At 65.2% G+C, this 21,785-nt stretch carries 19 protein-coding genes and 1 tRNA gene; 7 read left to right on the top strand and 13 right to left on the bottom strand.

Annotated elements, in window-relative coordinates; genetic code table 11:
• Nucleotides 1–91: 91 nt before the first annotated feature.
• Nucleotides 92–748: a 3,4-dihydroxy-2-butanone-4-phosphate synthase gene (ribB, locus tag U1H99_RS00775; RefSeq protein ID WP_323139880.1), complete on the top strand. Its 657-nt coding sequence runs from the start codon at nt 92–94 to the stop codon at nt 746–748.
• A 231-nt stretch (nt 749–979) separates the two neighbouring features.
• Here the strand turns inward: ribB and U1H99_RS00770 are convergent, their stop codons facing one another.
• The 4 genes from U1H99_RS00770 to U1H99_RS00755 form a co-directional block, all read right to left on the bottom strand.
• Complete coding sequence (locus U1H99_RS00770) at nt 980–2,338, bottom strand: TolC family outer membrane protein (protein ID WP_323139879.1); 1,359 nt, start codon at nt 2,336–2,338, stop codon at nt 980–982.
• Between the two features lie 43 nt (nt 2,339–2,381).
• On the bottom strand, nt 2,382–2,705 hold the full coding sequence (locus tag U1H99_RS00765) for a rhodanese-like domain-containing protein (RefSeq protein WP_141831368.1): 324 nt from the start codon (nt 2,703–2,705) through the stop codon (nt 2,382–2,384).
• A gap of 18 nt (nt 2,706–2,723) precedes the next feature.
• Nucleotides 2,724–3,377: a protein-L-isoaspartate O-methyltransferase family protein gene (locus U1H99_RS00760; RefSeq protein WP_323139878.1), complete on the bottom strand. Its 654-nt coding sequence runs from the start codon at nt 3,375–3,377 to the stop codon at nt 2,724–2,726.
• A gap of 165 nt (nt 3,378–3,542) precedes the next feature.
• On the bottom strand, nt 3,543–4,211 hold the full coding sequence (locus tag U1H99_RS00755; RefSeq protein ID WP_323139877.1) for a TetR/AcrR family transcriptional regulator: 669 nt from the start codon (nt 4,209–4,211) through the stop codon (nt 3,543–3,545).
• A gap of 201 nt (nt 4,212–4,412) precedes the next feature.
• Between U1H99_RS00755 and U1H99_RS00750 the strand changes: the two genes are divergently transcribed.
• The 3 genes from U1H99_RS00750 (at nt 4,413) to recQ (ending at nt 7,446) form a co-directional block, all read left to right on the top strand.
• Nucleotides 4,413–4,619: a YkgJ family cysteine cluster protein gene (locus U1H99_RS00750; protein WP_323141187.1), complete on the top strand. Its 207-nt coding sequence runs from the start codon at nt 4,413–4,415 to the stop codon at nt 4,617–4,619.
• A 140-nt stretch (nt 4,620–4,759) separates the two neighbouring features.
• The gene (locus U1H99_RS00745) at nt 4,760–5,593 is read left to right on the top strand and encodes an undecaprenyl-diphosphate phosphatase (protein ID WP_323139876.1); all 834 of its coding nucleotides are present in this window, start codon (nt 4,760–4,762) and stop codon (nt 5,591–5,593) included.
• A gap of 35 nt (nt 5,594–5,628) precedes the next feature.
• Complete coding sequence (gene recQ, locus U1H99_RS00740) at nt 5,629–7,446, top strand: DNA helicase RecQ (RefSeq protein WP_323139875.1); 1,818 nt, start codon at nt 5,629–5,631, stop codon at nt 7,444–7,446.
• A gap of 3 nt (nt 7,447–7,449) precedes the next feature.
• On the opposite strand, the gene trmB is transcribed toward recQ, so the two are convergent.
• Nucleotides 7,450–8,130, bottom strand: coding sequence for a tRNA (guanosine(46)-N7)-methyltransferase TrmB (gene trmB, locus U1H99_RS00735; protein ID WP_323141186.1), 681 nt, complete (start codon nt 8,128–8,130; stop codon nt 7,450–7,452).
• A gap of 139 nt (nt 8,131–8,269) precedes the next feature.
• Here trmB and U1H99_RS00730 point away from each other — a divergent pair, with 139 nt between their 5' ends.
• Nucleotides 8,270–9,397 (top strand): succinylglutamate desuccinylase/aspartoacylase family protein, encoded by a 1,128-nt coding sequence (locus tag U1H99_RS00730; protein WP_323139874.1) that lies wholly within the window; start codon nt 8,270–8,272, stop codon nt 9,395–9,397.
• A gap of 188 nt (nt 9,398–9,585) precedes the next feature.
• Here U1H99_RS00730 and U1H99_RS00725 read toward each other — a convergent pair whose 3' ends face one another.
• The 4 genes from U1H99_RS00725 to U1H99_RS00710 all read right to left on the bottom strand — a co-directional run bounded on the left by U1H99_RS00725 (nt 9,586) and on the right by U1H99_RS00710 (nt 14,592).
• Nucleotides 9,586–12,291 (bottom strand): bifunctional diguanylate cyclase/phosphodiesterase, encoded by a 2,706-nt coding sequence (locus U1H99_RS00725; protein ID WP_323139873.1) that lies wholly within the window; start codon nt 12,289–12,291, stop codon nt 9,586–9,588.
• Between the two features lie 51 nt (nt 12,292–12,342).
• Entirely contained in the window at nt 12,343–13,359 is a 1,017-nt protein-coding gene (locus U1H99_RS00720) for an ATP-binding response regulator (protein WP_323139872.1), read from the bottom strand.
• Complete coding sequence (locus U1H99_RS00715) at nt 13,356–14,420, bottom strand: PAS domain-containing protein (RefSeq protein WP_323139871.1); 1,065 nt, start codon at nt 14,418–14,420, stop codon at nt 13,356–13,358. The genes U1H99_RS00720 and U1H99_RS00715 overlap by 4 nt, the downstream gene beginning before the upstream one ends.
• A 98-nt stretch (nt 14,421–14,518) precedes the next feature.
• Nucleotides 14,519–14,592: transfer RNA gene (locus U1H99_RS00710), tRNA-Gly, on the bottom strand.
• Between the two features lie 176 nt (nt 14,593–14,768).
• Between U1H99_RS00710 and xdp1 the strand changes: the two genes are divergently transcribed.
• A complete protein-coding gene (gene xdp1 / locus U1H99_RS00705; protein WP_323139870.1) occupies nt 14,769–15,632 on the top strand; it encodes an exosortase-dependent surface protein XDP1 in 864 nt (287 codons plus the stop codon).
• 160 nt (nt 15,633–15,792) lie between these two features.
• Complete coding sequence (gene epsC, locus U1H99_RS00700; protein WP_323139869.1) at nt 15,793–16,719, top strand: serine O-acetyltransferase EpsC; 927 nt, start codon at nt 15,793–15,795, stop codon at nt 16,717–16,719.
• 24 nt (nt 16,720–16,743) lie between these two features.
• Here epsC and U1H99_RS00695 read toward each other — a convergent pair whose 3' ends face one another.
• The 4 genes from U1H99_RS00695 to U1H99_RS00680 form a co-directional block, all read right to left on the bottom strand.
• Nucleotides 16,744–17,808, bottom strand: a complete 1,065-nt coding sequence (locus U1H99_RS00695) for a TraB/GumN family protein (protein WP_323139868.1) — start codon at nt 17,806–17,808, stop codon at nt 16,744–16,746.
• Entirely contained in the window at nt 17,805–18,869 is a 1,065-nt protein-coding gene (locus U1H99_RS00690; RefSeq protein WP_323139867.1) for a TraB/GumN family protein, read from the bottom strand. The genes U1H99_RS00695 and U1H99_RS00690 overlap by 4 nt, the downstream gene beginning before the upstream one ends.
• Before the next feature lie 137 nt (nt 18,870–19,006).
• Nucleotides 19,007–20,515, bottom strand: coding sequence for a UdgX family uracil-DNA binding protein (locus U1H99_RS00685; protein ID WP_323139866.1), 1,509 nt, complete (start codon nt 20,513–20,515; stop codon nt 19,007–19,009).
• Nucleotides 20,512–21,741 carry a putative DNA modification/repair radical SAM protein gene (locus U1H99_RS00680; protein WP_323139865.1) on the bottom strand — a complete coding sequence of 410 codons (1,230 nt, stop codon included), beginning with the start codon at nt 21,739–21,741 and terminating at the stop codon, nt 20,512–20,514. Before U1H99_RS00680 ends, U1H99_RS00685 begins: the two co-directional genes overlap by 4 nt.
• Nucleotides 21,742–21,785 lie beyond the last annotated feature (44 nt).

Raw genomic sequence — 21,785 nt, 5'->3', positions numbered from 1 at the left:
GAACGCGCCGTTTCGCTTTGCCCTGATGCGTTTTTCGCCAAGAAACGTACGCCCTGGCGTACGTCACAATCCCATTGCGAGGAGCGTCTCAATGACCATCAATACCTTTACTCTTCAGAGCGACGACCTAAACGGCCGCATTGCCGCCGCCATCGAAGCGACCCAGGCCGGCATCCCGGTCATCCTGCTCGACGATTTCGACCGTGAAAACGAGGCCGACCTGATTGTCGCCGCCGAAAAGCTGACCGTCGAGACCATGGCCGTCATGATCCGCGAATGCAGCGGCATCGTCTGCCTGTGCCTGACCGCCGACACCGTGCGCGCGCTCGAGCTGCCGCCGATGGCCGCCGAAAACGGCAGCAAGTACGGCACCCCGTTCACGGTGTCGATCGAGGCGCGCGAAGGCGTCACCACCGGTGTCTCGGCTGCCGACCGGGTGACCACGATCCGCGCCGCGATCGCCCCGGATGCCAAGCCGTCCGACCTGGTGCGCCCGGGCCACGTGTTCCCGCTGCGCGCCAATCCGGCCGGCGTGCTGGGCCGCAAGGGCCACACTGAAGGCTCGGTCGACCTGTCGATCATGGCCGGCCTGCAGCCGTCGGCCGTGCTGTGCGAACTGATGAACGAAGACGGCACCATGATGCGCGGCGAAGCGATCGAACGCTTTGCGCGCGAGCGCGGCTATCCGATCCTGACGATCGCCGAGATGATCGAATGGCGCCAGCGCGAGGAACGGGCGGCCGCTTAAAAGCCATCACCGCCCGAACCGTCGCCCCTGCGGAGGCAGGGGCCTAAGTTCGTGGCGCACCGCAAAACTTGGATCCCTGCCTTCGCAGGGACGACGGTTTTAAGGCTAACAAAAACGGCGCACATGGCGCCGTTTTTCACATCAAACAACTTGGATTCCCGCCTGCGCGGGAAGTCATTTCCGGCAGTGCCGGGAGGTCATTTCCGGCAGTGCCGGGAATGACGTCATTGGTCAAGGCTGCTGTAACAAGGCATTCACCGGCTGCAAGTCATCCTCGCGCAGCGATCCCGCCGCCGCCTTCAGGCGCAAGCCGGACAGGATGGTGTTGTAGCGTGCCCGGGCAAGGTCGGTCTGGGTCTGGTACAGCTGGCGCTGCGCGTTCAGCACGTCGATGTTGATGCGCACGCCCACCTGGTAGCCCAGCTTGTTCGATTCGAGCGCCGAGTTGCTCGACACTTCGGCCGCTTCCAGCGCCTTGACCTGGGCCAGGCCGGTGTTCACGCCGAGGAAGGACTGGCGCGCCGTCAGCGCCGCGTTGCGGCGGTTGGCTTCGAGGTCGTTGCGCGCCTTGTCTTCCAGCGCGATCGATTCGCGTACCTGGCTGGTGACGGCGAAACCGTTGAAGATCGGGATGTTGTACTGGATGCCGATCGAATTGGTCGTGTTCTTGTAGGGCTGGATCGTGCGGCTGGCGTCGGTGTGGCTGGAGGCCACCGTCAGGTCCAGCGTCGGATAATGCCCGGCACGGCGGCGCGAGATTTCGCGCTTGGCCACTTCGACCGACAGCTCGGCCGCCGTCACCGCGTAATTCTGGCTTTCGGCCGCCGACACCCATTGGTCGACGTTGATCGGCTCCGGCGCCTTCAGGGTCACGCCGGGACGCAGCGTCGCCAGTGCCGCCGGAGGCGTGCCGATGATCGCCTGCAGCGCGGTCTTCTTGTTTTCCAGGTCGTTGACGGCAGCCAGTTCCTGCGACACCACCAGGTCATAGGCGGCCTGGGCTTCGTGGGTATCGGTGATGGTCTGGGTGCCGACTTCGAAGTTGCGCTTGGCCGAGGCCAGCTGCTCGGTGGTGGCGACCTTCTGGGCGCGGGTCGAGGCCAGCGTGTCCTGGGCGGCCAGCACGTCGAAGTAGGCCTGGGCCACGCGCGTGATCAGGTCCTGCTGGGCCTGGGCAAACTGCGCTTGGGTGATGGATTGCTGCAGCTTGCTCTGCTCGTAACTCTGCCACCGGTCCCAGCGGAACAGCGGCTGCTGCAGCGCGATCGTGTAGTCCTTGGTGGTGCCGTAGGTGTTGTTGCCGCCGGTGACGCCCGTGGGGACGCCGTTCGGGTCGGTGATGACCTGGGCAATGCCGGACGAGGTATCGCTCTTGGCGCGGGTGATGCCCCCGCTGATGCCGACCGTCGGCAGCAACCCCGCACGCCCCTGCACGCTGAGTTCGCGTCCCGCGGCCGCGGAGGCGCGGGCGCTGGCATAGGTGGCGTCGTTCGCCAGTGCCTGCTGGTACACCTGGAGCAGGTCGGCTGCGCCGGCATCCAGCGTGAAGAACGCGCCAGCCAGCAGCACGGCGATAAGGGGTTTCTGCATTGCCATCTCCACAGGAGTCATCAAAAGTTTTGGAATCAGGCCGTCAATACTTCGCCATCGAAGGATCGACCTGCACTGCCCAGGCGTGTATCCCGCCCGTTAAATTCGTTACGTTGCTGAAGCCGTTACGCTCCAGGAAAGCTGCCACCTGCATGCTGCGCGCCCCGTGATGGCACACGCAGACGATCTCGCGGTCGTCATCCAGTTCGGTGACCCGAATAGGAATCAGATTCATGGGGATCTGGGTCGAGCCTTCGATGTGGCAGGTCTCGACTTCCCAGTTTTCCCGCACGTCGAGCAGCAGCGGTTTCGGGCGTGACGGGTCGGCCAGCCAGGTGGCCAACTCGGGTGCGGTAATGTGCTGCATCGTTATTCCTCCTGTCCGTCAGAACTGGAAATGCGACGGCACCGGGGCGCCGGCCAGGTAGCGGATGTTCGTCTCGAACACCTTGACCGGGTTCCACGACGTTTCGCCGGTGCGGGTAATGATGCTGAATTCCATGACCGGCGGCTGGCCGGTGATCGCGGCGATGCGGCCACCCACTTTCACCTGCTGCAGGATCGCTTCGGGCAGCACTTCCAGTGCACCCGAGATCACGATCACGTCGTACGGCGCACCCTTGTCCCAACCCAGCGCGCCATTGCCTTCTTCCACCGTCACGTTCTGGATACCGGACTTGGCCAGGTTCTTCTGGGCCAGCACGCGGTTGTCCGGGTTGATTTCCACGCTCGTCACCTTGGCGCCGCGATGCGCCAGCAGTGCCGCCATGTAGCCCGAACCGGTGCCGATTTCCAGCACGGTTTCATGCTTCTTCACGTTCAGTTCCTGCAGGATGCGCGCTTCGAACTTGGGTGCCAGCATCACGTCGCCACCCGGCAGCGGGATCTCGACGTCGGCGAAGGCCAGGTTCTGGTACGCGGCCGGCACGAATTGTTCGCGCTTGACCACGTGCAGCAGGTCGAGGATCTCGGTGTCCAGCACGTTCCAGGGACGGATCTGCTGTTCGATCATGTTGAAGCGGGCTTGTTCGATATTCATCTTGATACTCGGTGGTAAAAGAAATAATCCGATATTTTATCGTTGAACGGCTTCAGCAAGCATATCTTAACGACATGCTTGCCTGGACCAGCGGAAATTGCGACAGTCTGCAGTTTGGCGGGGTTGAAACGCAAGAACAGTGGCGTCCCGGCATGGTGCCGGCGCTCACGCGGCGCCCGGGGCGGCAGCGGCCCCGGTTGCTTGGGGCAGCAGGCCGTGCAGGGCCATGTCGAGGAAAGTATCGAGGAAGGCCAGCGGTTCGAGTTCGGCCCGCGGGCAGGGGCCGACCGAATGCTTCCAGGTAATCAGCATCAGCATCGGCGCAGTCAGGACTTGCGTCATCAGTTTCACGTCGATGGGGCGGAATTCGCCGCGCGCCACGCCGCGCTCTAACATGCCCGTCATCGCCGCGGTGCCGCGGTTGATGACTTCGTCCTGGTAGAACTTGGCCAGTTCGGGAAAATTGTCGGCCTCGGCGGTGACCAGCTTGACGATGCCGGAGGCCTTGGTCGCGCCCACCCGCTGCCACCAGTTGTGGATCAGGTGGCGCAGCAGGTCGGCGCTGTGGCCGTCGAATTCGGCCACCGACACCTCAGCCTCGCCGATGGCCGGCACGATGCTGCTGCGGACCACGGCCTTGAACAGCTCTTCCTTGTTCTCGTAATACAGGTAGAGCGTGCCCTTGGAAACGCCGGCGCGGCGCGCGACGTCTTCCAGGCGCGTGGCGGCGTAGCCACGCTCGACGAACAGGTCGATCGCTGCCTCCAGCAACTCCTGGGGCCGCGCTTCTTTACGGCGCTCCCAGCGTGGCTTGGTGTCAAAAGGGCATGGCATGCTTCTGTCCGACAACTAACTGTTGAGTCAGCAAATATAGACCCGGGTCCGGGGGGAGTCAAGGACATCGAGGGCCGGCGGTAGTATACTGGCACGCTGCCCAACGCCTGTGTGTATCGTAATCACTTCGCCTGCATGACTTCCCCGCCCGACTTCTCCGGTTGCCGCCCCGGCTGCGGCGCCTGCTGCACTGCCCCTTCGATCAGTTCGCCGATTCCAGGCATGCCGAACGGCAAGCCGGCCGGTGTGCGCTGCGTACAACTGGACGAAAGCAACGGCTGCCGTATTTTCGGGCAGCCGGGCCGGCCGCGGGTGTGTGCCAGCCTGCAGCCGTCGCAGGAGATGTGCGGCGCGTCGCGCGAGCAAGCCATGTTTTATTTATCCGAGCTCGAGCGCCTCACTGCCTGAAGGTCCTTGCTTCAAATAAAAATGTCCCCACCTGTGGCGGGTTACTCGACGGCAGTTGCATTGCTCATGGTAAGCTTGCGCCCCGCGCAGCATTCCCTTCCGCGTCCGACTCCAACCTTACCTGAACCTAGCAAAACTTCATGGACATCATTCTCGCCATCAAAGCGATCATCATGGGCCTCGTCGAGGGCTTTACCGAATTCCTGCCGATTTCGTCCACGGGTCACCTGATCCTGGCCGGCAGCCTGCTCGATTTCACCACCGAGAAGGCCAAGGTGTTCGATATCGCCATCCAGGCCGGGGCGATCCTGGCGGTGATGTGGGAATTCCGCGCGCGCATCGCGGCAGTGTTGAAAGGCATCGGCTCGGACCCGCGCCAGCAGAAGTTCATGGTCAACCTGATCGTCGCCTTCCTGCCGGCAGCGGCGCTCGGCTTCCTGTTCGCCAAGGCGATCAAGGAACATTTGTTCGCCCCGGTGCCGGTGGCGACGGCCTTCATCGTCGGCGCGCTGGTGATCCTGTGGGCCGAACGCCGCCACAAGATGCTGCCCGGTTCGCACCGCATCGCGACCGTCGACGACATGAGCATGCTGGACGCGCTGAAGGTCGGCTGCGCCCAGTGCTTCGCCCTGATCCCGGGCACCAGCCGTTCCGGCGCGACCATCATCGGCGGCATGCTGTTCGGCCTGTCGCGCAAAGCCGCCACCGAATTCTCGTTCTTCCTCGCGATCCCGACCCTGCTGGCGGCGACCGTGTACTCGGTGTTCAAGGCGCGCCATGAGCTGTCGGCGGCCGACCTGCCGCTGTTCGGCATCGGTGGCCTGGCCGCTTTCGTTTCGGCCTTCCTTTGCGTCCGCTGGCTGTTGCGCTTCATCAGCTCGCACGACTTCACGGGCTTCGCCTGGTACCGTATCGTGTTCGGCATCGTCGTGCTGGTCACGGCGCACTTCGGCTGGGTGGTCTGGGCCGACTAATATAAATACACCTTGAGCAGGACGATTCGAACATCATGACGAGCGACATCCAAGAACGCGCGCTGCACGTGCTGGAAACGGTATTCGGCTACCCCGCCTTCCGCGGGCAGCAGGCCGATATCGTCGAGCACGTGGCCAGCGGTGGCGATGCGCTGGTCCTGATGCCGACCGGCGGCGGCAAGTCGCTGTGCTACCAGATCCCGGCGCTGCTGCGCGACGGCGTCGGCGTGGTCGTCTCGCCGCTCATCGCGCTGATGCAGGACCAGGTCGACGCGCTGGCCGAAGTCGGCGTGCGCGCCGCCTTCCTGAACTCGACCCAGACCTTCGAAGAGACGCTGCGCATCGAGCGCATGGTGCGCACCGGCGAACTCGACCTGGTCTACGTGGCGCCCGAGCGCCTGATGACGCAGCGCTGCCTCGACCTGTTCGAGGACTCGCACATCTCGCTGTTCGCGATCGACGAGGCGCACTGCGTGTCGCAATGGGGCCACGATTTCCGGCCCGAGTACATCCGCCTGTCGATCCTGCACGAGCGCTTCCCGCAGGTGCCGCGCATCGCCCTGACCGCGACCGCGGACCAGATGACGCGCGCCGAGATCGCCCAGCGCCTGCAACTGGAAGAAGCGCGCCAGTTCGTGTCGTCGTTCGACCGCCCGAACATCCGTTACTCGATCGTCGAAAAGACCAACGGCCGCAAGCAGCTGATCGATTTCATCAGCACCGAGCACCCGGGCGACTGCGGCATCGTCTATTGCCTGTCCCGTAAAAAGGTCGAGGAGACCGCCGAGTTCCTCAACGAAAACGGCATCCGCGCCCTGCCCTACCACGCCGGCATGGACTACGCCGTGCGCGCCGCCAACCAGGCACAGTTCCTGCGCGAGGAAAACATCGTGATGGTGGCGACCATCGCCTTCGGCATGGGCATCGACAAGCCGGACGTGCGCTTCGTCTGCCACCTCGACCTGCCCAAATCCCTCGAAGGCTATTACCAGGAAACCGGGCGTGCCGGCCGCGACGGCATGCCGTCGAATGCCTGGATGGCCTACGGCCTGCAGGACGTGGTGCTGCAGCGGCGCATGATCGACGAATCCGACGCCGACGAGAATTTCAAGCGCGTGCTGTCGTCCAAGCTGGATGCGATGCTGGGCCTGTGCGAAACGCTCAGCTGCCGGCGCATGCGCATGCTGGAATATTTCGGCGAGCGTTCCGGTCCCTGCGGCAATTGCGACACCTGCCTGATGCCGCCGACCTCGTTCGACGCCAGCGTGCCGGTGCAGAAGCTGCTGTCGGCCATCTACCGCTGCGACCAGCGCTTCGCCGCCGGCCACATCATCGACGTGCTGCGCGGCGTGGAATCCGAGCGCATCACCCAGTGGCACCACGACAAATTGTCGGTGTACGGCGTCGGCGCCGACCGCGGCGAGCAGGAATGGCGCGCCATCGTGCGCCAGGTGATCGCGCTCGGCCTGGTCACGGTCGACCACGACGCCTACAGTTCGCTCAAGCTCACCGAAGCCGCGCGCCCGGTGCTGAAGGGCGAGCGCAAGGTCGAGCTGCGCCAGTACCAGAAACCGGTCAAGCAGAAGCGCGCCGCGCCGACCCGCGGCTATGCCGAAATGGACTTGTCGTCCTCGGAACAGGCGATCTTCGAGAAACTGCGCTGGTGGCGCATGGAAACCGCACGCGCGCACAACGTGGCGGCCTTCATCATCTTCGGCGACGCCACCCTGCGCGAAATCTGCAAGGCCAAGCCGACCTCGCTGGACGAATTGCGCGGGGTGTCGGGCGTGGGCGCCAAGAAGCTGGCGTCGTATGGCGACGAGATCGTCGCCATCATCGCCGAGATGGTCTGAGGTTTACTTCTTCTCGAACACCAGGTCCCACACGCCGTGGCCGAGCTTGATGCCGCGGTTCTCGAACTTGGTCAGCGGCCGGTAGGCCGGCTGCGGCGCATAGCCGTCGGCGGTGTTCTTCAGCTGCGGCTCGGCGCCCAGCACCTCCAGCATCTGGACCGCGTAGTCTTCCCAGTCGGTGGCGCAGTGAAGGTAGCCGCCGGCCTGCAGCTTGCTGCACAACAGCTTGACGAAGTCCGGCTGGATCAGGCGGCGCTTGTTGTGGCGCGCCTTATGCCACGGGTCCGGGAAGAAGATATGGACGCCGGCCAGCGAGCCGCCGGCGATCATGTTGTTCAGCACCTCGACCGCGTCGTGCTGGATCAGGCGCAAATTCGTGATGCCCTCTTCGCCGATCAGTTTCAGCAGGCTGCCGACGCCCGGCGTGTGCACTTCGACGCCGATGAAATCCTTGTCCGGCATCACCTTGGCGATGTGGGCGGTGGTGCCGCCCATGCCGAAGCCGATCTCCAGGATCAGCGGCGCGGTGCGGCCGAAGGGCGCGTGAAAGTCGAACTGTTCCTTGCGGTACTCGACCAGGAATTGCGGCCCGAATGCCTCGAGCGCGCGCGCCTGCCCGGTCGACAGGCGTCCGGCCCGCGTGACGAAACTGCGGATGCGGTGCTCGGTCGGGTCGTAGAGCATCGGACGGCCTTGGCTGTTGGTGGGCGTATCTGCGGACATGGGATCAATGATGTGGGAAGAAAAACGGGCGCCATTATACCCCGCGCCGCGCGCCGGTCTTCTCCGACATAATGGTGGATTCAGCACAGGAGATGCGCCCATGCGCCAGCAGTCCCACCCGATCGCCACCGAAAACAACGTCGCCAGCTTCCAGCTCACGTCCTTCCATTTCGGCAGCGCCGCAGGGGAGCGGAGGCAGGGTAAAAAGGTCTACATCCAGGCCTCGCTGCACGCCGACGAGGTGCCGGCGATGCTGGTGGCGCACGTGCTCAAGCGCGAACTCGAGCGGCTGGACGGCGAAGGCCGCATCCGGGGCGAGATCATCCTGATCCCGGCCGCGAATCCTATCGGGCTGTCGCAGGTCGTCCACAACACGCCGTTCGGCCGCTATGACCTGGCCAACGGCATCAATTTCAACCGGTCCTACAAACACGTCGCCGCCGACCTCAAGATATCGCTGGCGGACCGGCTGGGCGCGGACGCCGCCGCCAACGTGGCCCTGATCCGCGAGCACGCGCGCCGCTCGGTGGCGGCGTGGGACACCGACAACCCGACCCAGGACCTCAAAAAGACCCTGCTCGGGATGGCGATCGACGCCGACGTCATGCTCGACCTGCATTGCGATAACGAAGCGGTGCTGCACCTGTACACCGGCACGCCGCTGGCGGAGGACGTCAAGCCGCTGGCCGCGCTGATGGGGGCGCACGCGACCCTGCTGGCGCGCGAATCCGGCGGCGAACCCTTCGACGAAGCCTGCAGCCGCCTGTGGTGGGACCTGGCCGCGGCCTTTCCGGACGCCGCCATCCCGATGGGCTGCATCGGCGTGACGGTGGAGCTGCGCGGCGAGAGGGACGTGCGCTACGACCTGGCCGAACAGGATGCGCGCGCCCTGCTGCAGTTCCTGGCGTGCCAGGGGGTACTCGACATCGAACCCGCACCGCTGCCGGCATTGATCGCCGAGCCGACCCCGCTGGAAGGCGTGGAGCCGATCGCGGCGCCGCATTCGGGCGTGCTGGTGTTCCTCAAGAAGCTCGGCGAGCGGGTGCAGGCCGGCGATGCGGTGGCCGATATCGTGAATCCGGTCAGCGGGCAGGTAACGACCTTGCGCTGCACGCAGTCGGGCGTGCTGTTTGCGCGTACGGCGCACCGGCACCTGCTGCGTGGGATGCACGTCTGTAAGGTGGCGGGGGAGGTCGCGAACCGGACCGGGAATCTGCTGGGCCAGTAACAAGACATGCTGGGATACAGGCTGCGCAAGAGAACGACACGCTGCACTCGCACGTCGCCCCTGCGAAGTCAGGGGTCCAACTTCGACGCGCACCGCTACATTCGTTACGGCCACGCACATAAACTTGGGTCCCTGCCTTCGCGGGGACGACGTTTCAGGGCCAATGGGCACAATGATGCTGGTGCCCGTCAGGCCGCCAGTGCATCCTCGAATAAATACCGCCTCGCCAGCAGCGGCCCGATCGCCTCCGCCGCCATCGGCCGCGCCACCAGGTAGCCCTGCACCTCGTTGCAGCCCAGCGCGCGCAGGATCTGCAGCTGCTCGTGGGTCTCGACGCCTTCCGCCACCACTTCCATGCCGAGCGCATGGGCCATCGACACGATCGCCTGGAAGAACACCTGCCCTTCCTTCGAGCGTCCCAGTTCGGCGGTGAAGGAGCGGTCGACCTTCAGCACGTCCATCTTCATGCGCTGCAGCTGCGACAGCGACGAGTAGCCGGTGCCGAAGTCGTCGACGTGAAGCTTGATGCCGAGCGCGCGGATCGCCGCCAGTTCGGCCAGGATCTCTTCCTGGTCGCCCATCATGGCCGATTCCGTGATCTCGACTTCCAGCAGGCCGGGCGCCACGCCATGGCGCAGCAGCGCGTCGGCCAGCTCGCGCTGCACGCCGCCGCGCAGGAACTGCTTGGGCGAGACGTTGATCGATACCGGCACCGCGCATCCGCTGCCCTGCTGCCCCTGGCCGCGCCAGGCCGCCAGCTGGGCGCAGGCGAGGTCGATCACGATGGCGCCGATCGGCACGATCAGGCCGCTCGCCTCGGCCAGCGGAATGAATTCGTCGGGACGGATCATGCCCAGTTGCGGGTGCTCCCAGCGCAGCAGCGCTTCCATGCTCAGCAGGCGGCCAGTCCGGGTGTCGACGCGCGGCTGGTAGTGCAGCACGAACTGCTTTTTCTCGATCGCCTCCAGCAGGCGCTGGCGCAGCTGGGCGCGCGATTTGAGGGTGCTCGATTGCGACGGATCGAAGAAGCGGTACTGGCCCTTGCCCTCGTTCTTGCCGGCGTACATGGCGATGTCGCTGTGGCGGATCAGCGTGGCGGCATCGCTGCCGTCGCGCGGGAACACGCTGATGCCGACCGAGGCGCCGATCATGTGCGGCTCGTCCGCGATCGTGAACGGCTTGCCGAAGGCCTGGATGATGCGCGCGGCGACCGCCGCCACCTGGTGCTCGCTGTCGAAGGGGCTGAGCAGCACGATGAACTCGTCGCCGCCGAAGCGTGCCACCCGGTCGCTCGGGCGCAGCTGGGTCAGCAGGCGCGTCGCCGCGGCCTTCAGCAGGCGGTCGCCGACCGCGTGGCCGTGCGAATCGTTGACCTGCTTGAATTCGTCGAGGTCGATGAACAGCAGCGCCGCTTCCTGGTTGTGGGCCTTGGCATGCGCCAGCGCCGGCGGCACGAAGTTCAGGAACCAGTGGCGGTTCGGCAGGCCGGTCAGGCTGTCCTCGTTGGCCAGGCGCGCCAGCTGCGCTTCGTGTTCCTTGCGCTGGCTGATGTCCTGCAGCGTGACGGCGAGGCCGTCGCCGACCCGCACCAGGCGCCGGTGGCCCCAGCGGATGTTGAGCCGGTTGTCGTCGGGCATGCGCCGGTCTTCCTGGTGGAAACCGGCCGTCATCGCCTGGCGGTAGTTGGCGACCAGTTCGCGCGCATCGACGCCGCGGTCGACCTGGGACACCAGGCTGCCGACCAGTTCCTCGCGCGTCATGCTGTAGAAGAAGGCGCCGCGCTCGTTGCAGTCGACGATGCGGAAGTCGACCATCTGGCCCTTGCGGTCGCGCACAGGGGCGATCATGTAGAAGCCGTCGTTGCCGCTCTCGGTGGCGGTACGGTAGGCGCGCTGTACGGCATCCTGCTCGCGCGCCCGGGCGGCGGCGCGCAGCGACAGGATGGTCGCGACCGCGGCCAAGGCCAGCAGGACGACGCTGGCCACCAGCGTCTGGTTGCGGCTGTCGATCCAGTAGGCCTGGGCGCCGGCCAGCGCCGCCTCGTGCGACAGCGCCACCAGCGCGACCAAAGGATAAGCACCCGAGCGGCGCCAGCCCAGCACGCGCGCGCGGCCGTCGGCGAAGCCGCCCGCGCCCTTGGCACCGTCGACCAGCTGGACGCCGCGCGCGACCGGCCAGCGGTCGGCATTCGCCGGCAGCAGCGACCCGGCGCGGCGGGTGCGCACGGTGCCGTCGCCGTCCTGCTCGATGCGCAGGCCGTTGTCGATGCCGACCAGCGCCAGCAGGCTGCCCGGTCCCAGCGTCGGCGAGCTGACGAAGGCCGTGAAATAGGCGGCATCGACCGCCATCAGCAGGACGCCGTCGAATTCGTCGTCGGCGTTGTCGAGGCGCCGGGTGAACAGGATCGCGCCCTGTGCCCCTTCCAGTTCGGGTGGCGGCGTGCCGATGCGCAGCGCGGTCGAATTGCTGTCGCGGTGCTGGACGAAGAAACGCGCACCGGACAGGTCGGCGGCGCGCCCGAGGGGGCGGCTGGACGAGCGGATGCTGCCGTCGCGCCCGATCACGCCGACGTTGACGAAGGCGGCGTCGGTGAACATGCCGTCGCGCCGCATGTCCTCGATCAGCGCCGGGCTGTGCGCATGCTCCCAGCTGTGCTTGAGCTGCATCGTGATCTGGTCCATCTGCGCGACCGAACGGGTGACGTACTGCTCGTAGGCTTCGGCATAGGCATCGGCTTCCTTGACCGCCTGGTCGAAGGCACGCTGCTGCTCGGCCTGCGCGCGCAGCACGGCGGCGCCCCACAACGCGAGGCAGGCCAGCAGCGCCAGCGCGGGCCACAGCAGGGCAAGGAAGCGGTGGGTACGCGGAGCGGTGTGCGCGCGGGACGGATGCATGCGATCTCTATACTTAGTTTCTGATTAGAAACGAAGTGTAAAAGCCGCGCGTTACCGGCTGATGACGTGGCGTCTTGCTTGCGCCTGGGCCAGCACCTCGTTGACCTGGTTCAGGTCCGCCGGCTTGACCAGGTGATGGTCGAACCCGGCCTGCTCGGCCTGCTCGCGGTCCTGGTGCTGGCCGTAGCCGGTCAGCGCCACCAGCGTCGCATCCGCATTTTCGGGCTGGTCGCGCAAGCGGCGCGCCAGTTCGTAGCCGTCCATGTCGGGCAGGCCGATGTCGAGCAGCAGCACGTCCGGCCGCTCCACGCGCGCCCGCGCCAGCGCGCCGCCGGCGTCGTATTCGACGCTCACCGCATGGCCCTGCATTTCGAGCAGCGCGGCCAGCATCTGGGCGGCGTCGGTGTTGTCGTCGACCACCATCACGCGCAGGTGGCCGGCATCCACCTGCCCCGGCGCGCCGGCAACGGCCGGCTGGCGTGCGGGCGGCGCCGCCAGGCAGGGCAGGCACAGCGAGAACTGGCTGCCTTGCCCGAGGCCGGCGCTGTGGACGTGGACCGTGCCGCCATGCAGCGCGATCAGGCTTTTCACCAGGGCCAGCCCGATCCCGAGGCCGCCCTGCGAACGGTCCGGCGTGCGTTCGGCCTGGGTAAACAGGTCGAAGATGTAGGGCAGCATTTCGGGGGCGATGCCGACCCCGCTGTCGCTCACCGTCACGGTCACCCGGCCCTGGTCGGCGTCGACCGCCACGTCCAGCACGATACGCCCACCCGGCGCGGTGTACTTGGCGGCGTTGTTGAGGATATTCGAGATCACCTGCACCAGGCGCGTGCGGTCGCCCTGCACATGGGCCGGCTGGCCGGACATCTGCAGGGTCAGCGCATGGCGGCGCGCGTCGATCAGCGGCCGCACCTGCTCCACCGCCGCGGCCACGATCACGTTCAGGTCGAGTTCTTCCTTTTCCAGCGTGACCAGCCCGCGGGTAACGCGCGAGACGTCCAGCAGGTCGTTTACCAGGTCGGTCATGTGGGCTGCCTGGCGCGCGATGATCTCGCTGGCGTTGCTCACGCTTTTCGGGTCGTGGCGGCCGAGCTTGAGCAACTGGCCGCGGTCATGATCGGCGCCAGCGGGTTGCGCAGTTCGTGCGCCAGCATGGCCAGGAACTGGTCTTTCTGGCGGTTGGCGGCGCGCAGCTCGTCCTCGATCAGCTTGCGCGCCGTGACGTCGCTGCCTTCGACGAAGATGCCGGACACCTCGCCGTTGGCATTGCGGATCGGCTGGTAGACGAAGTCGAGGAAGCGCTCTTCCAGCGGACTGCCAGGTTCGCGCTGCACGCGCAGCGGCATGGCATGGCCGACGAAAGGTTCGCCGCTGGTGTACACGCGGTCGAGCAGCTCGAAGAAGCCCTGCCCCGCCACCTCCGGCAGCGCCTCGCGCGCGCTTTTCCCGACGATGTGGCGGTGGCCGACCAGTTGCAGGTAGGACTGGTTGGTCAGCTCGAACACGTGCTCGGGCCCGCGCAGCACGGCCATGATGCCGGGCGCCTGCTCGAACAGGGCGCGGAAGCGCTCGTTCTCTTCCTGGCGGTATTTTTCGGCCAGCACCTGTTCGGTGACCTCGACGCAGGCGCAGTACATGCCGGCGATGCGGCCGCTCTCGTCGCGCACCGGCGAATAAGAGAAGGTGAACCAGGTCGGCTCGTCGTAGCCGTGGCGGTTCATCTCGAGGTACAGGCGGTCGGCGTAGGTGGCCTCGCCCGCCAGCGCGCGCTCGATCAGCGGATGGATATCGTCCCAGATCTCGGACCAGATATCGCAGAAGCGCCGCCCCAGCGCCTGCGGGTGCTTTTCGCCCAGTATGTCGCGGTAGGAATCGTTGTACAGGAAGGCCAGCTCCGGCCCCCAGGCAACGAACATCGGGAACTTGGAGTTCAGCATCAGCCCGACCACCGTGCGCAAGGCCTGCGGCCAGTCGCGCGGATGCCCCAGCGGTGACGTCGACCAGTCGTGCGCCCGCATCATCGCCCCGACCTCGCCGCCGCCGCTCAGGAACATGAGCGCGCCCGAAACGCCATCGATCTGGTCTTGCGAATCGTCGGGTGGTCGGGTTCGTTGGTCGTCGTCTGGCATGGTGGATATGGAAACAGTTACGGCGATAGTTTGCCATAAGGTCAAGACAGGGGGCGCGCGGGCGGGAACGGCTGAGTGGAATGAACAGCAGGAAAGATTGGAGCGGGTGAAGGGAATCGAACCCTCGTCTTAAGCTTGGGAAGCTTCGGCTCTACCATTGAGCTACACCCGCGTCAGCAGCATTTTACGCGGCTTCGCCCGCCATTGACAACCTGACAGTGTAAACGCGCGCGAGGAGACGCGCGCAACGATACCGCATAAAAGTGACACAAGGTAACTAAGTGTGTGTAAAAGCAACAACAGCACTTATTTTTTCAATGGAACGAAAAATTATCAGAACACTTTGATATGTTGCAATATAATAACTTACGTATCCTTATAGAAATTTACCATTTTGGGGCCAGCATGAAATTCAACAACTTCCGCGTTCTTGCTTTTACCTTTGCCGTAGCAGCGACCTCCGGGCTGGCACAAGCCGGACAGATTTCCTTCAATGATAACAACTGCCAGAGTACCAACGTGTCGTCTGCAATTACATGCTCGGCAAGTTCGGCCGGCATGAATTACGGTGCGACCGTATCGGCCTGGTCGACCGCCGGCACCGCCAAGGGTACCTTCGGCAGCGCCTCGATGGCCTACTATCCCGGCTACGGCCTGGGCATCACCTCCACGGGCGAATCCATTAGCAGCCCGGAGCACGCGATCGACAACTATAATGGCACCGAAGCGCTGCTGATCAATTTTGGCACGAACAACGTGGCACTGAACCAGCTGTCGATCGGTTGGAGCTACTACGATGCCGACGTCAGCATCCTGCGTTATACCGGCACCCAGGCACCGGTGCTCGGCAACAGCACGGTCGCCAACCTGACCGACACTGCCGGCTGGGAATGGGTCGGCGACTATGCCAACGTGAGCACCAGCAGCGCCCTGAACTTCAATAGCAGCGACAAGGCCGCTTCCTGGTGGCTCGTCAGCGCCTACAACTCGGCCTATTCGGGTGTCGCGCATTCGAACTACTTCGGTGACGGCAACGATTTCTTCAAGATCTCCGGCTTCGCCGCCAACGTCATCGCTCCGACGCCGACCCCGACGCCTACTCCTACCCCGACGCCGACCCCGGGCAAGGTTCCGGAACCCGGCACCCTCGCCCTGTTCGGCATTGCCATGCTCGGTTGCGTTGCTGCGCGCCGCAAGTCGAAAACCAAATAAGACACGCCGCGCTCTACGGATGCGCAGGGAAGCGAAGTCACGGCCGTGACTTCGCTTTTTTTTTGGCCGCATGACCTTGCTCTAATATATTCGTTTGAATTAGGTGGTATGGACTCATATAGTAAGCACTCATCCATATCAATTTTTCAAGATTAGACCCATGGCCAATTTCGACATCTCCGGCATCGTGCAGGGCTTGCATGACGCGCGCCAGCAATGGCGCCAGGCGCACCGCCCTGCCACAGGCGAGGTACGCGGCATCGAATTTCCTTCGCGCGATGCCTTGGCCGCCATCGTCGGGCAGCTGAAGGGCGTACTGTTCCCGATGCGCCTGGGGCCGACCGGCCTGCGCCAGGAGAGCGAGGAATTCCATGTCGCACATGCGCTCGACTCGGCCCTGCATGCGCTGCTGCGCCAGGTGGAGATCGAGCTCAAGTACAGCGCGGCGCTGCAGCAGCTAACCAGCGCCGACAGTGCCGGCCAGGCGCTCGCGGCCACACAAGCTTTCGGCGCCGCCCTGCCCGGCATCCGCACGATGCTCGACAGCGACGTGCTGGCTGCCTACCAGGGCGACCCGGCCGCGCGCAGCGTCGACGAAGTGCTGCTGTGCTATCCCGGCATCCTGGCGATGATCCATCACCGCCTGGCGCATTGCCTGTACAAACTCGGCCTGCCGCTGCTGGCGCGCATCGTCGGCGAACTGGCGCATGCGGAAACCGGGATCGACATCCATCCCGGCGCGACCATCGGCGCCGGCTTCTTCATGGACCACGGCACCGGCATCGTGATCGGCGAAACCGCCGTCATCGGCCAGCACGTACGCCTGTACCAGGCCGTCACGCTGGGCGCCAAGCGCTTCACCACGCTGGCCGACGGCTCGCTGCAGAAAGGCCAGCCGCGCCATCCGGTGGTCGAAGACGACGTGGTCATCTATGCCGGCGCCACCGTGCTCGGCCGCATCACGATCGGCAAGGGCGCGGTCATCGGCGGCAACGTCTGGGTGACCCACGATGTGGCGCCGGGCGCGCGCGTGGCCCAGGCCGCGGCGCGCGAGGATGGCGGCAACGGCCATGGGGATGCCGCCTAGGCAGGCGCTCGCTCCGGTGCAGCGTTATCTGGGGCTGTCGACGGTATAGCCCTTGGCCCGGAGCGCGCCCAGGTAGCCCGTCGGATCGAACACGTCTTTCATCTCGAGCACGGCAAAGGTCGATGCGTTTTCCGCCATCGCCTTTTCGGCGGCTTCCAGCCAGGCCGTGCGCAGGCGCTCGCGGATCGAGCGGAATGCCGGACTGGCCTGCTCGGCGGCGCTGCTGCCCAGGATCGCCTCGTCGCAGGCGTGCGCCTGCGTCGTGTAGTCGAGGCCTTCGATCTCGGCGATGTTGCCGTTGGCCCAAGCGCTGGTGCGCTGCTGGAGCGCGTCGATATCCTGTTCCAGGCTGTCGAGCGTCCTGGCAAGGCAGGCCGCATCGTTCAGCTGGGTCCTCTTGAATGCGGTGATCCCCTTGCCCACGTTGTCCAGCTCGAGTTCGAAACCGGACTGCAACACCTTGACCTTGTTGGCCTTGGCGATCTGGAAGATACGTTCGCGCACGATGCTGCCGTTCACCAGGCCGGCCTTGTCACGCCCGGCGGCCTGCAAGCGTTGCGCCGCGAAGAGCGGCCGCAGGCGTTCCATGTCCTCGTTGTCGCCGATGTAGCGGTCCTTCAATACTGTCCAGTGCGCGTAGACCTCGGCCGGCAGCACTTCCTGCAGCGTGGCGCCGTCCGGGTTGTTCTGGATGCCGATCAGGCGCGGCAGTTGCGGCAGCAAGCGCAATCCATTGAAGAAACCGACGTGGGCCGACGCCGACGGCGGTGCCAGCAGCGCCTGCGACTGCGACAGCAGGCGCTCGACCCGGCTCGCATCCCATTCCATGTTCTTGGGCAGCGGCGAGTACACGCCGAACACCCACATCACGTGGTTGCCCTTCGAGACTTTCCAGACCCCGGGGCCGGGGCGGCGTTCGGACACGACGATCTGGGCCGGCGCCGCCTGCAAGCCCTCCAGTGCCGGGGATGCGCCCTCGGCCTGGGGTGCGGCGGCCGGCGGCATGGCCGGGTCGGATGCGGTCTGGGCCAGCGCCGGGAGCGCCAGCACGCCCAGCATCAGTACGCATGCAATGCCGCGGCGCCTCATTTCGGACTCTCGACGGTATAGCCCTTTTCCTGCAGCAGGGACAGGTAATTCCTCGGCCCGAGAATGTCGCTCATCGACAGCATCGCAAACGTCGCCTTGTTCTTTTCCAGCGCACTGTCGACGGCTTTCAGCCAGGCTGTACGGCGGCGCTCGGGCAGGTTTTGCATCTGCGGATTATTCCTGGCAAAGGAGCCGTTGAACACGGCACTGTTGCAGGCATCTTCGCGTTCGGCATAGTCGAGGTTGCGGATCTCGGCGATATTGCCGTTGGCCCAGGCATTGCCGCGCGCGCGCATCGCATCGATGTCGGATTCGAAGCGCTCCAGGGTCTTGACGAAGCAGGCAGTGTCTTCGATCTGCGACTGCTTGAATTCCTTCAGCGCGCGGCGCGGGCTGTCGATCGCGATATGGACGCTGGCATCGGTCACTTTGACGTCGTTCTTTTTTGCGATCTTCTCGATCTGCTTGCGTACCTCGAACGACTTGGTGAGGCCCGTCTTTTTCAGGCCGGCTTCCATCAGTTCGTCGGCAGCGAACAGTGGACGATAACGTTCGACATCGTCGTCGCTGCCGATGTACTTGCTCTTGAGCGCCTGCCAGCGTACGTAGACGTCGGCGGGCAGCATGTCATGCAGCGTGGCGCCGTCCGGGTTCTTCTTCATGCCGATCATTGCCGGCAGTGCGGCCAGGGTACCGAAAATGCTGTCGGTGCCGACCGAGACGCCCGGTGGCGTCAACACTTCCTGCGACTGCGCCACCAGGCGTTCGACGCGCCCGGCGTCCCATTCCATCTTGTGCGGCAGCGGCGAGTACAGGCCGAATACCCACATCACGTGGTCGCCTTTGGACACCTTCCACAGCCCGGGACCGGGGCGCTTGCCGGACACCAGGATCTGGGCGGCGACCGTTTCCGGCGCCGGTTCAGCTGCAGCTTGCTGCGCCGGCGCGACGGCGGCGGCGGGTGCGGCGGCTGCAGCAGGTGCAGGTTCAGGCTGGGTCTGGGCAAGGACAGGCAGCGTCAGGCAAGTCAGGACCAGCGCGCAGGCAGTGCGTTTGTTCATCGGCATCCCTTTATTGTTGGTGTCGCTAGAGATTAGCTAGTGGACACCAAACGGGATATTGACGCAACAAAATATTACATTTTTGACATGCATATGTGCCGTATTAAAAGGGCACACATGCCTATAAAAACCGACGATTATTCCGGCTCAGGCGCGTCGATCGGCCGGTCGAGCAACTCATGCGCCAGCTTGAGGCCGGCCACCATGGTCGAAAACGCTTCCCGCTTGGCTTCCTCGCTGGGCACGCGCAGCACGTACGACGGGTGATAGGTGGTGACGACCCAGCGTCCGTCGACTTTCATCGGCTTGCCCAGCGAATTCTTGAGGGTGACGTTGGCGGTGCGCAGCACCGATTTCAGCGCGGTGGCGCCGAGCGCCACGATGACGGTCGGGTTGACCTGCGCCAGTTCCTTGTCCAGCCAATAGTGGCAGGCCTCGACTTCGCGCTGGGCCGGCGTCTTGTGCAGGCGGCGCTTGCCGCGCGGCTCCCACTTGAAATGCTTGACGGCGTTGGTGACGTAGATCGTGTCGCGGTCGACGCCGGCCGCGTCGCACACCTGGTCGAGCAGCTTGCCGGCCGGGCCGATGAATGCGTGGCCAGCCAGGTCTTCCTGGTCGCCCGGCTGCTCGCCGACGAACATGATGGGCGCGTGCTGCGGGCCTTCGCCGGGCACGGCCTGGGTCGCGAACTGCCATAGTTCACAGCGCCGGCATTCGTCGAGTTTGGTCGGCTGCTGGCGTTCGGGCTGGGCATCCGCCGGCGCGATCGGGATCGTCGTCCCCTTGCGCTGGCCGACGGCCTGGGCCTGGCCGATCTTGCGCGCACCCATGGCGGCTTCGCTGATCATGTGCGGCACGATCTTCCCCTCCGGCAGGTTCTTCCAGCGGTCCGAGGTGATGTGCTGCTGCATCACCGCGGTGTTCAGGCGCGCCGGATTGAAGATGCTGCGGTAATAGGTCAGCCACAGGGCTTCGCCACTGTCGTCGAGGTCTTCGGCCCGGCCGACCAGCGGGCCGGTGTTGTGCAGCGACTGGCCGTCCCACAGCACGCTGGCCTCGGGCGTGGCGATCATCCAGCTGACCTTGCCCATGCGGCTGACGAAATGTTGGGCCACCTGCGGCAGTACGTCGTGGCGCGGCTCGTACCAGGCGACGAAGCGCGGCGCGCCGGCATCCACCGGGCGTTCGCGGAAACGGATGTAGGCATGCATGTCGTGTTCCTCGCGCCGCACCGCCTTCACCATCGCATTCAGGCGGGCGCCGTCTTCGTCGGCCGGCGACTGCACGTCGTGCTCGCCCTGCTGCCAGCGCCACATGACGCGGTACAGGAAGGCCCAGCGGTCGGGCACGCGGCAGCAGGCGGCGGATTGCAGCATCTCCATCAGCGAGCGTGGCACATGGGGTGGATTTTTCGTGGGCACGGACGCCGTGAACGCAGGAGGCGCGGTTTCGGCCGCGGCCGGCGCGCTCGAGAACAGATCGCCGCCGGCCTGCGGCGAGCTCCAGGTGATCGCCTCGGGCGGCACACCCCAGACCAGCAGGTCGCGTGCCGCTTCGCGCCAGGCGGCAAAGGTCTCGACCAGCAGCGGCTGGCCAGCCTGCACACGCAGGACCGCTGCCGGAAGCGCTGGCGTCGGTGCGCTCATGCGGCCTGTATTTCCGGAAACAGGTTCATCTGCTCGGGGGCGTCCGCCATGTTACGCCTGAGCAGCTCGGACGACACCGCGCCTTGCGCCGGCTTGTAGTCCGCGGTGACGACGAAGGGCGCCAGCTTTTTCAGGCTGCAGCGCAGGCGCGACAGGTCTTCCCAGCGGATGCGGCGCAGCCGGCGCAGGTCGATCAGGCGCTTGGCCGAGCGCAGGCCGATGCCGGGAATGCGCGCAATCATGGTTTCATCGGCGCGGTTCAGGTCCATTGGGAAGTGCTCGCGGTTGGCCAGCGCCCAGGCCAGCTTGGGGTCGATGTCGAGCGCCAGGTTGCCGGATTGCGGCATCAGTTCGCCGGCGGTGAAACCATAGCCGCGCAGCAAAAAGTCGGCCTGGTACAGGCGGTGCTCGCGCAGCAGCGGCGGCGGCGCGGAGGGCACGCTGGATGGGCTTTGCGGGATCGGGCTGAAGGCCGAGTAATACACGCGCTTGAGTTTGTAGCTGCCGTACAGGGTCTGGGCCGTGTTCAGGATGGTGTGGTCGTCGCTGGCGTCGGCGCCGACGATCATCTGGGTGCTCTGGCCGGCCGGGGCGAATACCGGCGCCTTGGGGTGGTCGTCCTTTTCGTCGAGCTTGGTGCGGATCGAACCCATCGCGAGCTTGATCGTGTGCACGCTCTTTTCCGGAGCCAGCTTCTGCACGCTGTCCTGGGTCGGCAGCTCGATGTTGACCGACAGCCGGTCGGCGTACTTGCCGGCCAGTTCGATCAGGCGCGGGTCGGCATCCGGGATCGTCTTCAAATGGATGTAGCCGCGGAATTTATGCTCCACCCTCAGGCGCCGCGCGACTTCCACCAGCTGCTCCATCGTGTAGTCGCTGGACTGGATGATGCCGGAACTCAGGAACAAGCCGTCGATGTAATTGCGCAGGTAAAAGTCCTGGGTCAGCTTGACCACTTCGTCGACGTTGAAGCGGGCGCGCGGCACGTTCGAGGTGCGCCGGTTGACGCAGTACTGGCAATCGTAGATGCAGAAGTTGGTCAGCAGGATCTTGAGCAGCGAGACGCAACGCCCGTCCGGCGTATAGCTGTGACAGATGCCCATGCCGTTGGTGGCGCCGAGGCCGTCCTTGTCGACGGAATCGCGCTTGGGCGCGCCGCTGCTGGCGCAGGACGCGTCGTACTTGGCGGCATCGGCCAGGATTTCCAGCTTGTCTTTGAGTTCCATCTTGGCAGAAACACTGTATGGATGTACAGTATACCCCAGTTCCT

This window comes from Massilia phyllosphaerae (genome assembly GCF_034659755.1).
In the GTDB taxonomy this organism is placed as follows: Bacteria; Pseudomonadota; Gammaproteobacteria; order Burkholderiales; family Burkholderiaceae_D; genus Telluria; species Telluria phyllosphaerae.
This window is presented reverse-complemented; position numbering and strand designations above follow the sequence as displayed.

Coding starts and splice junctions, on each gene's coding strand:
- U1H99_RS00680 (WP_323139865.1), bottom strand. CDS start 21,741: ATGGAACTCAAAGACAAGCTGGAAATCCTGGCCGATGCCGCCAAGTAC.
- U1H99_RS00690 (WP_323139867.1), bottom strand. CDS start 18,869: ATGAACAAACGCACTGCCTGCGCGCTGGTCCTGACTTGCCTGACGCTG.
- U1H99_RS00760 (WP_323139878.1), bottom strand. CDS start 3,377: ATGAATATCGAACAAGCCCGCTTCAACATGATCGAACAGCAGATCCGT.
- U1H99_RS00745 (WP_323139876.1), top strand. CDS start 4,760: ATGGACATCATTCTCGCCATCAAAGCGATCATCATGGGCCTCGTCGAG.
- U1H99_RS00765 (WP_141831368.1), bottom strand. CDS start 2,705: ATGCAGCACATTACCGCACCCGAGTTGGCCACCTGGCTGGCCGACCCG.
- U1H99_RS00685 (WP_323139866.1), bottom strand. CDS start 20,515: ATGAGCGCACCGACGCCAGCGCTTCCGGCAGCGGTCCTGCGTGTGCAG.
- U1H99_RS00715 (WP_323139871.1), bottom strand. CDS start 14,420: ATGCCAGACGACGACCAACGAACCCGACCACCCGACGATTCGCAAGAC.
- recQ (WP_323139875.1), top strand. CDS start 5,629: ATGACGAGCGACATCCAAGAACGCGCGCTGCACGTGCTGGAAACGGTA.
- ribB (WP_323139880.1), top strand. CDS start 92: ATGACCATCAATACCTTTACTCTTCAGAGCGACGACCTAAACGGCCGC.
- U1H99_RS00755 (WP_323139877.1), bottom strand. CDS start 4,211: ATGCCATGCCCTTTTGACACCAAGCCACGCTGGGAGCGCCGTAAAGAA.
- trmB (WP_323141186.1), bottom strand. CDS start 8,130: ATGCTCTACGACCCGACCGAGCACCGCATCCGCAGTTTCGTCACGCGG.
- U1H99_RS00725 (WP_323139873.1), bottom strand. CDS start 12,291: ATGCATCCGTCCCGCGCGCACACCGCTCCGCGTACCCACCGCTTCCTT.
- U1H99_RS00695 (WP_323139868.1), bottom strand. CDS start 17,808: ATGAGGCGCCGCGGCATTGCATGCGTACTGATGCTGGGCGTGCTGGCG.
- xdp1 (WP_323139870.1), top strand. CDS start 14,769: ATGTTGCAATATAATAACTTACGTATCCTTATAGAAATTTACCATTTT.
- U1H99_RS00730 (WP_323139874.1), top strand. CDS start 8,270: ATGCGCCAGCAGTCCCACCCGATCGCCACCGAAAACAACGTCGCCAGC.
- epsC (WP_323139869.1), top strand. CDS start 15,793: ATGGCCAATTTCGACATCTCCGGCATCGTGCAGGGCTTGCATGACGCG.
- U1H99_RS00770 (WP_323139879.1), bottom strand. CDS start 2,338: ATGCAGAAACCCCTTATCGCCGTGCTGCTGGCTGGCGCGTTCTTCACG.